Below are 13,665 nucleotides of genomic sequence, written 5' to 3'. Positions count from 1 at the left end.
TAGAATGCGCAGTATAATGTTGTACACGTTTTATACTTTGATTAAGAACAAACTATGACAATAAAATATTACCCATTATTGCTGTGCCTAGAAGAAAGTATTGAGTATATTCAAAATGAAAATGATCTAAACGATGCAACTTTTTACCTATCGCAATCACAAAAAAGTATAGCGATATGCTTATATAAAACAGGGCAATGCTATGATTTATATGGTAATGAAAAACCGATGTTAAACTTACAGCAGCTCACTGAAAAGGTTCAACAAGCATTGATAGATGATGGCCAATGCTGCGTGCAAAAAGTGCTGCTAGAAACTCCCCAGCAAGCATTTGACTTACTCGCTCATACAGACCATTAAACTTACCCTTCGACCAATATTTTAATATGGGTAGACACGCTGCGCCCAAGTGCTGACAACGCATAACCGCCTTCTAAAAATGAAATAATCCCCTTTGCTTGTGTGTCTTTTAGCACTTTAATCACTTGTTCAGTTAGCCATTGGTAGTCAGCTTCAACAAATTGTAGACCAGCCATATCGTCTTCAATATGTGCATCAAACCCGGCGCTGATAAAAATAAGCTCAGCATTAAATTCGCGTAATTTAGGTAGCCATTGTTGATTGAATAGCGCTTTTAAATCTTCTCCCTTGCTCGCAACAGGCAGTGGAGAGTTAATAATATGCTCGTTATTTTCGATTTCAGTGTTAGGGTAAAACGGATATTGAAACAACGAGCAAAATAAAATATCGCTACGCTGCCTAAAAATATCTTGCGTACCATTACCATGGTGAACATCAATATCTAAAATAGCAATACGCTCAACACCTTTTGTTTTTGCATATTCAACAGCAATCGCTAAGTTATTAAATACACAAAACCCAGATGATGTCTTTTGATTTGCATGGTGCCCAGGCGGGCGCACATTACAAAATGCGGCGTCAAGGTTGCCTTCTAACACTTCATCCACAGCTAATATGCCAGCCCCTACAGCGCGTTCAATTGCTTTAAATGAATCAGGGCATAGCAATACATCATCAGCAAATTGTTGAGTGCCATGTTGTGGTATCGCTGCACAAACGGCTTTGATATGTGACGATTCATGAACCAACGCAAAGTGCGACATATCGGCTTTTGGTGCCTGCATATGTGCAACAGTAGCATCAACGCCTGAGGACAACAGGCGATCTGTAATAGCATCTAAACGTTCAGGGCATTCAGGGTGATCCATGCCCATCTTGTGCTTTCTACAATGAGGGTGGCTTATCACAGCTGTACGCATAACAATCCCTTATTAAATATTTGTATAAGTGTATCAAGCAAAACATTCCTAAACAGTGCGACTTTGGTGTTATTTATGATTTAACTTATATAAAAAAGTGGTTACCAGAGACTTTATACCTTTAGATGTTTTTCTTCGCTTGCATACTTTGATATAACAGCCACTCTCGCTGTGCTCGCTCTAAATTATGATCGGCAATATGACTTTGAGCTTGTATTGAAGCAACGTAAGCTGGCGAAAAACGATGCTCTAAAGCACCGTTTAAAACATGTTGCACATACCAATCAAACGGCAAATGATCATCAATAAAAGTGTTAGCAATATAGCTATAAGCTTGTACCATGCCGTGTTCTAGGGCTTCAACCTCAAGTGTTGTACGGTCGTAGCGCGCCCCTTCAATAGCATCTAACTTGGTTATTTCACACTCATCTAAGGCGTACAATACGCCCATAACTACATCGCTATCGCAGCCTGTTTTTTCTATAGTACATTTGGCTGAGCCATCAGTGCTAAGCATATTAAATGTTAACTGATATTGGTATAGCTTAGCGACACCTAAGCATTGCGCCTTGGGCAAACGAGCAAGCAGCCTTTGGCTAGACATATTTGAGCCAAACGCAAAATTAATATAGGGCCTACTAATCATACTCTGTTACACCCTATCTTCATAAAACAACACGAACCGCTAACGCTATCAATACAACGCCTATACCTCTATCGAACCAATGCCCTGCACGTTGAAAAAATGCCCGAACACGTGCTTTGCTTAACACGATTGCTAAAAAAGAGAACCAAACCCAAGTAGCCAATGCCATATACAAGCCATAAAAGGCTTGCACGCCAGTTGGAGTAGTTGGCGCGATAACCAAAGTAAACAGTGACAAGAAGAACAAGGTTGCTTTAGGGTTGAGCGCATTCACTAAAAAGCCGCGACGCATCGCTTGCAATGCCGTTTCAGCGTGTTGTTTGCATGTTGCCTCTTCACCTTGTGATTGAGACGCAGGTTTAGCACGCAATGCTTGCAACCCCATATAAGCTAAATACGCGCCTGCTGCGTATTTAAGCAAATTAAATAGTGCTGGTGATTGCGATAATACAATCGCAACACCAAGCAAACAGTAGCTAACATGTACTAAAATACCTAATGCTACTCCTCCACTGGTCCACAATGCATTGGCACGGCCACGCTGAATGCTTTGTTTTAATACCAGCGCAAAATCAGGTCCGGGACTTGCTACTGCAAAAAAATGAGCCAACGCGATGAGTAAAAATTCATCTAAATATTCAAACACCACTTTGCTCCTTTAACATCAGCAGTGCGGGATTAGGCGCGTCTTTTACATAGCTTTCAATTTGCTTACGTGCTTTCTTATATACACTTTTTAGATGCGGCTTCAGGTGTTTTTTACCATCCACTTGTGGTTTAAAAAAGCAAACTAAGGCATGCATAAAAACAGTTTGCGCTTCAGTTAAGGCTGCCTGACGATTGGCATAAGGGTTATAACATGAGCCACACCCTCCTTTAAACTGATACACCGTGTTGCTCATCATCACGCCAAAACCCATAAAACATGCTAATGCATCGCTGGCAGCTGCGACTTGCGGCTCACCACCTGGTGGCATGATACCTTTTTGATAAATCATCACCGTTGCTAAACTGCCGGCAAAACTGGCAACCAAATCTTGCGGTTGGTTAATTTGATTTGGATTGTACGAAAGCTGAACATCATGCACAGGTTGAACGTTTAACATCGCCTGTTCACCACGCATTGTATCGCTAAAACTAAATACTGGCATACTTTGATGCGCAGGCAAATTAATAGGGCTGACCAATTGTAATGGCCATGCTTGCAAACCAGCATACTCACGAACTCGTTTGAATACGGTTTGTGCCATTTGTTCAACACTTGATACTTGATCTGGGAAATACTGCCCTGTAGGTTCAATTATTTTTGTATCAGATAAAAAGTACTGAGCATCAAAGTGCTCACATGCCCAAATAAATGTATCCATTAGCCATGCAACTTCGGAATCATTTAACAAAGGTTTTGATTTAAATAACGCTAGCATAATTACTCAGTTCTCGTTGCCCATTCCCAGGCTTGTGTATTGTATAGTGGTACTGTAGACAACGCATGGTGGTGGCTACCGCTGGTTTCTTTCGTAGAATAAGATAAATACAATAGTGTGCGTGCTTTGGTGTCATAAATACGACGTACTTTTAATGATTTGAATAAAATACTCTTAGAGGTTTTAAATACAATCTCACCATCTTTAGACAAATCTACTTGCTGCATTTGCTGCGCTGTAATTGCGCCAGTTTGACGGCAGGCAATCGACATATCTGAAGGGTCTGAAAAGTCAAAATCTGCTTCAACATGACTAATATGACAAGTAACACCTGTCACGATAGGATCTTGTTGTGCCGAGACCACCACATCTTTAGTCGTAAACAAACCTAAGCTCACTTTAGCCGCATCGTCACTACAACCACTCAAAGTCATCACAGCAGCTATCGTTGCCAAAAAAAATCTGTATTTATACATCTAGTATTTCCATATCAATGGCCTAAAATATACGCCCATTTACGCATATTTGGACCAATAAGTCATCATGCCACATATAATCATTGAACACGCAGAGCACTTACCTATTCCAACTCAGCAATTGATAGAACATATTCATCTCGCAACAGAGCAAACAAAGCTCTTTGATGTCAGCACAATAAAAACTCGTGCTCTTGGTTACACGGCCTTTAAATTACAACCTGGGAAATGTGGTTTTGTACACATTCAAGCACATTTGATTGCAGGGCGCAGTGAAACGCAAAAGCAATTGCTTAGTGATACGCTTTTAAACACATTAAAAGCGATATTTGATAATAACTGGTCACTCAGCGTTCATCCATATGACTTACAGCCTGAGATATACCGAAAAAACTGATCAAAATAACGCAATCACGTATAATGACCATCCACTAAAATTAAAGATAAAACATTATGAAGTTTCCTTGCCGACTAGATAAATTTTTAAGTCACCTAGCCCAATTGCCACGCACCAAAGTCAAAGCGGGTATTAAAAAACGTTATGTGACGGTTAATGGTAAAATAGTAACGAAATTTGATCATTCTATTACTCTGGACGATCTCGTCACTTGGCAAGGTGAACGCCTACAGTACTTGGGTAAGCGCTATTTTATGCTGAACAAACCGGTCGGATATGTCTGTGCTAACAGTGACGAAATGCACACTACCGTATTCGAATTATTGAATGAACCAAACTTAAAAGATTTTCATGTTGCTGGCCGCCTAGATATCGACACCACAGGGCTTGTTCTGATCACCAACGATGGTGATTGGTCTCATCAAATCACCTCTCCTAAAAAGCAAAAATTTAAAACCTATTTAATCGAAACTCAAGCACCGATAACAGAAGAAGCACTTCAACAGCTACGAGATGGTGTGCAGCTACATAACGAAAAGCAACCAACTCAACCCGCTATTGCTGAACAACTTGCCAGCTATAGTTTGCGCTTGTCTATTTGCGAAGGTAAATACCATCAGGTGAAACGTATGCTTGCAGCTGTTGGCAATAAAGTGATTGAATTGCATAGAGAAAAAATTGCTGACATTACACTAGATAACACCTTAAAAAGTGGTGAATATCGCCCTTTAACAGAACATGAGATAAACATAATCAATGCAAGCTAAGTATATTTCCTCCTCAGTATGAGGAAATATCATCTCTATTTGTGACCAAATACGCTATATGTTACTTACATGATTTCAATAAACATGATAGATAATAATACTCTATTATCTGAAAGGGGCGTATCGTGCTATCAGGTTTAACATTAAGAATTAAAATAATACTTTTCGCAGCGGCTATTTTCCTCTCACTTTTATTAGTCGCCATTTTAGGATTACAAGCATTACGTCATGCCAGCGAGTCTGACAACATAGCGCGAATTAATCAGCTAATGAAAAGCACTGCAAATATCGTGGCACAGTTTGAAGAATACGTGCAAACAGGCGCTCTAAGCGAAGAAGAGGCAAAAAAGCTGGCAACACAAATGCTCAGAGAAAATAAATACCATGACTCTGAATATGTTTATGTAGTTGACGATAAACTAAACTTTATTGCCACTCCACACGACCCACAGCTTCACGGGACCAGCTTTAACGACTTTAAAGATGCTAATGGTAACAGTATTGGTCGTATGGTTGAGCGGCTGGTAGGGCGTAAAACGAATCAAATTATTACTTACCAATGGGATTCTAGGCGCGAAGGCGAAGTCGTAGACCTCACTTCTGTGGTGCAAAAAACACCTGAGTTTGGCTGGTATGTCGGCACAGGGATCAGCGCCAAAGAAGTAGATGAACGTTACTGGAGTACAGCGCAGTGGTTGCTTAGCCTTTCATTATTCATCGCCGTTGTATTAACTTTTGCACTGGCAAAATTTGGCTTTAGACTCTCAAATAAACTGGGCGGTGAACTTGACGAAGTACTCTCCATAGTTAAGCAAGTTTCTCGTGGCAATTTAAGCTCCCCAATAAATACCAGTAACGCCAAAGACGATAGTATTATCGCGGCCATGAGTTACATGCAAAAAGGTCTACAAGGTGTGGTTGGCGGAATAGCATCAGTAAGTGATGCACTTAAATCACAAAGCAATGATGGTGAGAAGCGCTCAAATGAACTAGAACAACTCACTCACAGCTTAAGTAGCGAAACGCAAATGGTCGCCTCTGCAATTACCCAGTTAACCGCCTCAGCGCAAACAGTTGTTGAGCATGCTGACCAAACAGCAAACTCAGTTCAAGAAGCTGAAAACCAGGGGCAAAATGCCGACAAACTCACTACGGAAGCTGCCAAAACAATTGTATTATTGGAGCAGCAAATTGACAGTGCAGGTAATAATATTCAGACCTTGGACGAAGAAGTTAGCAATATCGCCAACGTACTGAGTGTGATTCAAAGCATTGCTGAACAAACCAATTTACTCGCCCTTAATGCTGCTATAGAAGCTGCACGTGCAGGTGAGCAAGGCCGAGGCTTTGCTGTAGTCGCTGATGAAGTTAGACAGCTTGCACAGCGCACTCAAACTAGCACTGAAGAAATTCATACTATGATTGTTAAACTACAATCTGCTACACAAGAAGCGAAATCGTCGGTTACTGTGTCCATTCACACCAGTGAAAAAACCGTAACCATGTCAAAAGAGGCAGGCGAAGAGCTGCGTAAAGTTGCCAGTTCATTGAGTGAGATATCACAGATGAGTCACCAAATAGCGCATGCAGCAAAAGAGCAGCTTGAGGCCGGGGAAGATACTGCACGGCGTATAGTGACCATTTCTGACACCGCCTCGCAAACCGAGAGTGTATCAGAAAAAGCACATCATGCTACCGATAGCATTAAAGAGTTAACGGTTAAGTTAGAAGCGGAGGTAGCGAAGTTTAGTTGCTAGGGCTTGTTGAACTTTAAGGTATGAATTTTGTTCAAAAAAAGCTTTCAGTGCTCGAAACGAGCAATACAGCATAATAGCTTATGTCAGTTGCGAGTAAAAAAGTTGTCGAAGCCTTTGTTTGTAGTATTTTCAGAGCAGCACCCTGCGCTTACACACCTATTACTACAGATTTAAAAGGGCCTTGCCGCCCTTTATTTTTATTTGCTGTGCAATATTTATAAAGCACAAGCGTCACTTGTAGCCAGCTCAGCCTCACAATTTATTGGCAACATCAAGGTTATTTTAGCGCCCCCTAAATCAGAGTCACAAATATTTAATTTACCATTATGGCTATTTAAGATACTGGCAACAATCGATAGACCTAAACCAATACCCGGTACATTACGACTACTGTCTAAACGCAAAAATGGTTTAAGTACCGCTGCGCGTTTATCCTCAGGGATACCTGCCCCATCATCTTCAACCACAATACATACATAATCGTTATCTAGATGAGTACTTACTCGTATCGTTTGTGAAGCAAACTTACAGGCATTATTAACCAAGTTTTCAACAGCTCTAGACAATAGCTTTTTATCTGCCCCAACGACTATATCAGGTGTTATTTGGCTAACTGCTTTAATATTGGAGTAAATAGGTGCACTTCGGCTAACAATTTTGTGCAGCATTTTATCTAATCTACAAGTTTGTACTTTAGGTTCTCGACGCGCTGCATTGAGCCCCACATATAAAAACCAATCATCTAATAGCTCATCTAAAGCATCTAAGTCTTCATCCATAAATTGAATGGTTTCTTGATATTCCTCGGTACTTGTGCAGCTGCGTGTCATATCGAGTGCAAAGCGTAAACGCGCTAATGGTGTTTTTAAATCATGCGAAATACCATTAAGCATATGTTGATGTTCTTCGAGTAAATTTTCAATTTTTGTCGCCATGGTATTAAAGTGACTAGCAAGTACGCTATAAGGTGCTGGCATTTGCGTTGACACACGCAATGACAGCTTGCCTTGCCCATAAGTTTCATAGGCATTAAGTAGCTTTTTGATATATTTTTTATGCATATGGACATAGCAATAAACAAACAAAGCCAGCACCACTAAAATGGTAACAAGTAACGATTGCCAATAAAGTAAATATGCCTGCTTATCAATGTGCATCTTCGACATTTTTAATATTTGCTCATTTCGCAAATAGTAAGCGGTCACTTTGTCTTGCGTCCAACCACTTATTAATTCAATCACGCTGCCATCTTGCGTTAATTGTGCCAAGTCGAGCTCTAAGTCTTGGGTATTTTGTATCGATAATAACTCTAATTCATAACCAAACTGACCAGACCAATAATGCAGTAAATCTTGGTCAATGGGCGCTTGAGCAGCTTGCTTATTAATGACTGAAAAAATACTGTCTACAATGGGTCGTTCTTCTTTTACTCGAATGTCGACATATTTAGTATCGAGTAAAATCACGGCAATAAAAATGCTACAGGTAAACGCTGCAGCACAATAGATAAATAAACGTTTAAACATTTGTTCACTCGCGTAATACATACCCCACTCCCCTAACCGTTTTTATGTACTTATAGGGAGGGACATTGTCGTTTATTTTTTTTCGCAATGAAGACAATCGCATATCTATAGAGCGGTCATGTCCATCATACTCGATACCTCTGACTGCGGAGATGATACTTGCTCTATCAAGAATCTCCCCAGGATGAGACATTAAATAATACATCAAGCTGAATTCAGCTTCAGTCAGTTCAATAGGGCTGTCGTCTAAGTGAAAACTGCGATTACTGGTATTAAGTGTCAAGTCTTGAATTTGAAATACTGACTTTCTACAACTTGGCGCTTGTCCCGCTAAACGGCTCAGTGCTTTCACTTTTGCGACCAAAATATGTGGTCTAACAGGCTTCGTAATGAAATCATGTACGCCTAGCGCAAGCGCATCTGCTTCTAAGTATTCATCATTACTGGCAGTCATCATAATAATCACGCCTGTAAACTCTGGAAGTATTTGTTCTAATACACTAATACCATTGAGCCTTGGCAGCATCATATCTAATAAGATGACATCAAAAAGTTCACCATTTATCTTCTCCAGTGCCACTTGCCCATCAAATGCACACGTGACTAGATAGCCTTCATGGCGCAGCACATGAGATATCATATGGCTTAACCGCTTATCATCTTCCACCAATAAGATGCGCTTTTTATTTGCCATTGCTTACTCCTTGCAATTATCTAATACTTTAAAGAATTGATTATTTTGTGTTATTTCAGCTGGTTTGGCGTGCGCACGCAAAGTCAGCTGCCCATCTCTCAACTCCATCAAGCGATCTGCTGTATGATAATAGTTATCATCATGAGAAACGATAATAACAACTTTACCTTGTGCTTTTAATGAAGGTACTATTTCTTCGTAAAATACTTTTTTAAATACCGGGTCTTGATCCGCAGCCCACTCATCAAGCAAGACAATAGGTTTATGTTCAATGTAAGATTGAATAAGCGCTAAGCGTTTTCTTTGTCCCTGTGAAAGCGAGGTCTTACTCCAGTTACCTTCTATGATTTCTACCGCTTTGTCTAATCTTAATAACGTAACCAACTGCTGCAATAACTGCACATCCTCAGGTGAGTCATTCACTAAAATACGTTTAAAGACCCAAAAGTCCGCTGCAATCAAACTAACGCACTCGCGATAACTTGGCAAATTATCAGCATCAACCGCAATATCACCATAATTCATAACCCCCTGAGTTGGGCTATACAACCCGGCGAGCAACTTAAACAAAGTCGATTTACCACTGCCATTGCCACCAATAATAAATGTGGCCTCACCCGCTTTAAACTCACACTCTACAGGACCAATTTGAAACCCTTTATCAGCGTTTTCCTGCGATTCATATTGATAAGTAATATTGCTCAACTTAAGATTCAAGTTACTACCTAATGCAGCAATTTCAGACTCTTCTTCAACTTCTTCATCGGATAGCTCTAAGCTTTCTATTTTCTTAAATGCGACCTTTGCTTCCATTAAATCAGTAGATGCTTGTGTCACTTGCTCAATCGGCTCAAGAATAAACAATAACGTTAAGATATAGCCCACCACCACGGTTTTCTCTAACCCTAGCGTCATACCTAGGTAATACAAAATCACCCCAAGTATTGCGAACAAAATAAATTGACCCCAATGTTCAAGCATGCCGAATAGAGTTAACGCGCCACGATTATTTTTTCTAAGTAGCTCTAAAGTACTTCGAATATCTGTTCTCACATGACTTTGGCGTTTTGAATCAAGAGAGAGTTCCTTTTTACCTTTAACAATAGCTTCATAGTGCTGCATTAAAGTATCGGCACACTCACGAATATTTTGTAAATATTTGCGTGATAGTAAAATGATGACCGTAAAGCTCAAGCCAGCAAAAGCAATTAAAGCAAATACATACATCAAGGCTGTGAGTGACAAGTAGGCCATATAAGCAATCGCACAAACAATGATGGAAATATTCGCAACCATTTGTGGCAACACCTGAAAAAACTTAATAGCGGTGTCTACATCTTTGCTCAATGTCGCATTCACTTTTGGTAACCCGACCTTTTCCACCCGTTCAAAAGAGGTGCCCAACACTTTATCAACTAAACGGCTATGTATATCGCGACTGGCATTAACGACTAAGCGAATTTTAACAAGTTCATTTATAACGCCAAGCCCCAGCAAAACTCCAATAGCAATGAAAAATTCTTGCGCTGAATATTCAATCGTATCAACACCAGAAGTAAGTGAGCTATTAATAATTTGCAGTACATGCATACTAATAACCCCCAGTAAAATCCCCATTGGTAGGGTAAAAGCAAAATACCAAAAGTACTTTTTATAAAGTCGATTTAAGCTTTCCAATTGAATTCTCTCTTATCCTTAAATTAATACATCAGTGCGCATACCTTCAGCATAAATGACTGAGTTGCACGTTAAGATATTTGTACCACAAATTGCAGAAAAACTTAGTAAGGAATAGTAATGGTATGACGTCTATCTACATTTACTGTTTATGGTTTTATACTAAGAAAAACGCCCATAATGGGCGTTTTGGCACTTAAGCAAGAGTAAATCCATCTGCCTCTTGTAAGAATGGAAAACGTCGCCTTACCTCTAAGAGCTCAGGCAAATCTAGCTCAATATTCAACACAACTTCCTTATTCGCTGCGTACAACAAGGTTTCTCCCAAGGGATCAACCACCATTGAATCACCGCTGTATGCCACTTCATTGCCATCTACACCAACACGATTAAGTGCAACCACATAACTTTGGTTTTCAATGGCTCTGGCAGGAACAAGGCTCTTCCACTGTAATGAACGCGCTTTTGGCCAATTTGCCACATACAAAGCAACGTCATACTGGCAATCCAAATTCCGCGACCACACAGGAAAACGCAAGTCAAAACAAATAAATGGTGCAATACGCCACTGACCTAGCTGAAAAATAGCTCGCTCAGTACCAGCGCTATATTGGGCATCTTCACCAGCAAACTTGAATAAATGGCGTTTGTCATAATGAGAGACTTCACCTTTAGGCGTTACCCATAAAAAGCGATTAACATATTTATTGTCAACTTGCATCATCATGCTTCCGCATATGACCGCATCATGCTGTTGTGCAATCGACTTCATCCAAGCAACCGTTTCACCATCGGTGCCCTCAGCAATACCTGCAGGTTTCATATCAAACCCGGTTGAAAACATTTCAGGTAAAACAATTAAATCTCGACCTGAAACAGTTTCTAATTGCTGCTCAATAGCAGCTCTGTTTGCTGCTGCATCTTGCCAAGCTAAATCTAATTGCAACATGCTCAACTTTAATTTTTCGCTCATCTTCTCGTTCCACTTAAGCGTCGTACAAATGTTCCATAAATACCTTTGCAGTGATCTCTTCGCTGATTTCTGCTAGCGGATGTTGATCGGCTGGCGATTTAATCAAACCTGATGCAACACAATGATCTAACAAGGTCGTCATTAATTTAATATCCAGTTTAGGGCAACGGATATCAGTCTCTTTTAACAATGCTTGAATACGTGATGTATCGTATTTTGCCTGCTCAGACAAATCATCTTCATCACTAACCAATGCCAAAATATCAGTAAAGCTTGAGTGATAAGGTTTGCCATTGAGTAACATGCGATCTTCATGCAATGCTTGAAAATAATCATCGCAAGGCACATTGCGAACTTCATAACCATACTCACGCAGTAGGTCAACTATTGCATTGTAAGTAGGTGGATTCGGGTTAACTAAATTGAAAGTTTGCCCCTGAACAGTATGTATATTTTTTACCACTGCTAGAGACGCTTTAGCAACATAATCTACCGGTGTTATATCAAAGTCATCCGTTGAGTGAAAAGTGTAACCCGTTTCAACTAATGCTCTGATCATCTCATAATAGATACCTTTTACCGTCGTTCCAGACAGCGGGTAACGACCATTTTGACTGTCACCCCAAATATTACCAGGGCGAACAATCGCAACTTGTAAGCCCTTTTGTGATAACTCATTCAGCATGACTTCGCTTTCAAATTTAGTTTGCTCATAGCCCATATCATCAAAGCACTGGCCATAATCTACTTTATCTTCTTTAAGCACAAACCCTGATTCATATAACTTAGAGCCAACCACCGAAAAGCTTGAGGTATAAAGTAGTGGAATATTTGCTTCCATACATAACTTAGCAACACGCTCTGTACCAGCAACATTCTCTTCACGCAAAGATGGGTATTCAGCAATCAAAGATAATTTAGCGGCGCAGTGAATAACAACTTGAGCTTGAGAAGCCAAAGTAGCGTAATCATCACTATTGAGGCCTAATAAGTCTTTGCCTATATCACCATAGACAACACTAATACGTGATAATTGATCCCCGACCTTACTGTCAGAGTCATACATATCAACCATCTCTAATATTCTGCTTCGTGCATTATCTAAGTCTTTTTCGCGTGACATGCAATATATTTTTGCACTCGTGGTGGTCAGTAACTCAGTTAAAATACGTCCACCCAATACGCCTGATGCACCAGTCAATAAATAGTTATCTGGTAAAAACGCTGCGTTATTGTTCATGTTAAGTCCTTACTATTGTTCCATTAAATTTCACGTTTTACGCTACATAGCACCAACTCGCATGCCACCATCAATTGTGATCACTGCAGAGTTAAGATAGTTCGTTTTACAAGTTGCTAAAAATTGTACGACTTCTGACACATCATCTGCATTGCCAAAGCGCCCGATTGGCACCGTACGACGAGCAAACTTTGCTTCTTCAGCATCAGGAATACTTTCGTTTTCAAGAAACTGGTCAAACATTTGTGTCTTACAAATACCCGGTGCAACACACGTTACACAGATATTCATAGGCCCAAGTTCCTGTGCCCATGATTCAGATGCTTTAATGAGCCCCGCTTTAGAAGCCGCATAGGCTGCACTACCACCTGACCCCCAAATACCCGCAACTGAGCCAATATTTATGATACGTCCATATTTTTGCCTTACCATGGCTTGGCTAAATATAGTCGTACAATTAAACGCACCGGTTAAGTTCACATCAAACGTCTGCTTTGCCGACACTAAAGAGTCCATTTTTAGACAAAAGGCCTTGTGCAAAATGCCAGCATTGTTAACCAGCACAGTGATAACACTGCTCTGTCTTTGCTGCAATTGGTCATATACCGATTGCACACTTTGGGTGTTGGTCACATCCATAACAAATGTCAATAAACGTTCATCATCCAAGCTGTGCTTTAATGACGCCAACTTATCTTCATTCAAATCAACTGCTGCTACTGTATAATTTGACGCGAGTAAGGCGCGGCATATCGCCGCTCCAAACCCACCAGCAGCACCTGTAACAACTGCTATTTGCTCTACCATG

General features: G+C 40.3%; 15 protein-coding genes. 4 read left to right on the top strand and 11 right to left on the bottom strand.

The features are described from left to right. Positions 1-54 precede the first annotated feature (54 nt). The gene (locus tag OCI93_RS01755; protein WP_261591670.1) at positions 55-360 is read left to right on the top strand and encodes a hypothetical protein; all 306 of its coding nucleotides are present in this window, start codon (positions 55-57) and stop codon (positions 358-360) included. Between the two features lie 2 nt (positions 361-362). On the opposite strand, the gene OCI93_RS01750 is transcribed toward OCI93_RS01755, so the two are convergent. The 5 genes from OCI93_RS01750 to OCI93_RS01730 all read right to left on the bottom strand — a co-directional run bounded on the left by OCI93_RS01750 (position 363) and on the right by OCI93_RS01730 (position 3,826). Then, positions 363-1,280 (bottom strand): histone deacetylase family protein, encoded by a 918-nt coding sequence (locus OCI93_RS01750; RefSeq protein WP_261625629.1) that lies wholly within the window; start codon positions 1,278-1,280, stop codon positions 363-365. A gap of 121 nt (positions 1,281-1,401) precedes the next feature. Then, the gene (locus OCI93_RS01745) at positions 1,402-1,926 is read right to left on the bottom strand and encodes a gamma-glutamylcyclotransferase family protein (RefSeq protein WP_261591667.1); all 525 of its coding nucleotides are present in this window, start codon (positions 1,924-1,926) and stop codon (positions 1,402-1,404) included. 19 nt (positions 1,927-1,945) lie between these two features. Next, positions 1,946-2,572, bottom strand: a complete 627-nt coding sequence (locus OCI93_RS01740) for a LysE family translocator (RefSeq protein WP_261625628.1) — start codon at positions 2,570-2,572, stop codon at positions 1,946-1,948. After that, positions 2,565-3,350, bottom strand: coding sequence for a hypothetical protein (locus OCI93_RS01735; protein WP_261591664.1), 786 nt, complete (start codon positions 3,348-3,350; stop codon positions 2,565-2,567). The genes OCI93_RS01740 and OCI93_RS01735 overlap by 8 nt, the downstream gene beginning before the upstream one ends. A 2-nt stretch (positions 3,351-3,352) precedes the next feature. Continuing rightward, entirely contained in the window at positions 3,353-3,826 is a 474-nt protein-coding gene (locus tag OCI93_RS01730; RefSeq protein WP_261625627.1) for a CreA family protein, read from the bottom strand. A 67-nt stretch (positions 3,827-3,893) separates the two neighbouring features. On the opposite strand from OCI93_RS01730, the gene OCI93_RS01725 reads away from it, so the two are divergent. From OCI93_RS01725 to OCI93_RS01715, 3 genes are all read left to right on the top strand, one after another. Next, positions 3,894-4,223: a 5-carboxymethyl-2-hydroxymuconate Delta-isomerase gene (locus OCI93_RS01725; RefSeq protein ID WP_261591662.1), complete on the top strand. Its 330-nt coding sequence runs from the start codon at positions 3,894-3,896 to the stop codon at positions 4,221-4,223. A gap of 56 nt (positions 4,224-4,279) precedes the next feature. Next, on the top strand, positions 4,280-4,990 hold the full coding sequence (rsuA, locus tag OCI93_RS01720; protein ID WP_261591661.1) for a 16S rRNA pseudouridine(516) synthase RsuA: 711 nt from the start codon (positions 4,280-4,282) through the stop codon (positions 4,988-4,990). Positions 4,991-5,115: 125 nt separating this feature from the next. After that, positions 5,116-6,747, top strand: a complete 1,632-nt coding sequence (locus OCI93_RS01715) for a methyl-accepting chemotaxis protein (RefSeq protein ID WP_261591660.1) — start codon at positions 5,116-5,118, stop codon at positions 6,745-6,747. Positions 6,748-6,962: 215 nt separating this feature from the next. Here OCI93_RS01715 and OCI93_RS01710 read toward each other — a convergent pair whose 3' ends face one another. The 6 genes from OCI93_RS01710 to OCI93_RS01685 form a co-directional block, all read right to left on the bottom strand. Next, positions 6,963-8,294 carry an ATP-binding protein gene (locus OCI93_RS01710; RefSeq protein WP_261591659.1) on the bottom strand — a complete coding sequence of 444 codons (1,332 nt, stop codon included), beginning with the start codon at positions 8,292-8,294 and terminating at the stop codon, positions 6,963-6,965. Then, the gene (locus OCI93_RS01705) at positions 8,278-8,967 is read right to left on the bottom strand and encodes a response regulator transcription factor (RefSeq protein ID WP_261591658.1); all 690 of its coding nucleotides are present in this window, start codon (positions 8,965-8,967) and stop codon (positions 8,278-8,280) included. The genes OCI93_RS01710 and OCI93_RS01705 overlap by 17 nt, the downstream gene beginning before the upstream one ends. Positions 8,968-8,970: 3 nt before the next feature. Beyond that, positions 8,971-10,644, bottom strand: a complete 1,674-nt coding sequence (locus OCI93_RS01700; protein WP_261591657.1) for a cyclic peptide export ABC transporter — start codon at positions 10,642-10,644, stop codon at positions 8,971-8,973. Between the two features lie 196 nt (positions 10,645-10,840). Continuing rightward, the gene (locus OCI93_RS01695) at positions 10,841-11,617 is read right to left on the bottom strand and encodes an amidohydrolase (RefSeq protein ID WP_261625626.1); all 777 of its coding nucleotides are present in this window, start codon (positions 11,615-11,617) and stop codon (positions 10,841-10,843) included. A 13-nt stretch (positions 11,618-11,630) separates the two neighbouring features. After that, positions 11,631-12,857 carry a thioester reductase domain-containing protein gene (locus OCI93_RS01690; protein ID WP_261591655.1) on the bottom strand — a complete coding sequence of 409 codons (1,227 nt, stop codon included), beginning with the start codon at positions 12,855-12,857 and terminating at the stop codon, positions 11,631-11,633. Between the two features lie 42 nt (positions 12,858-12,899). Continuing rightward, a complete protein-coding gene (locus OCI93_RS01685; RefSeq protein WP_261591652.1) occupies positions 12,900-13,664 on the bottom strand; it encodes an SDR family NAD(P)-dependent oxidoreductase in 765 nt (254 codons plus the stop codon). Position 13,665: the final 1 nt, after the last annotated feature.

It is taken from the genome of Pseudoalteromonas holothuriae (assembly GCF_945859825.1).
GTDB lineage: Bacteria > Pseudomonadota > Gammaproteobacteria > Enterobacterales > Alteromonadaceae > Pseudoalteromonas > Pseudoalteromonas holothuriae.
The sequence above is the reverse complement of the archived record's forward strand: the minus strand, read 5'-3'. Positions and strand labels throughout refer to the sequence as shown.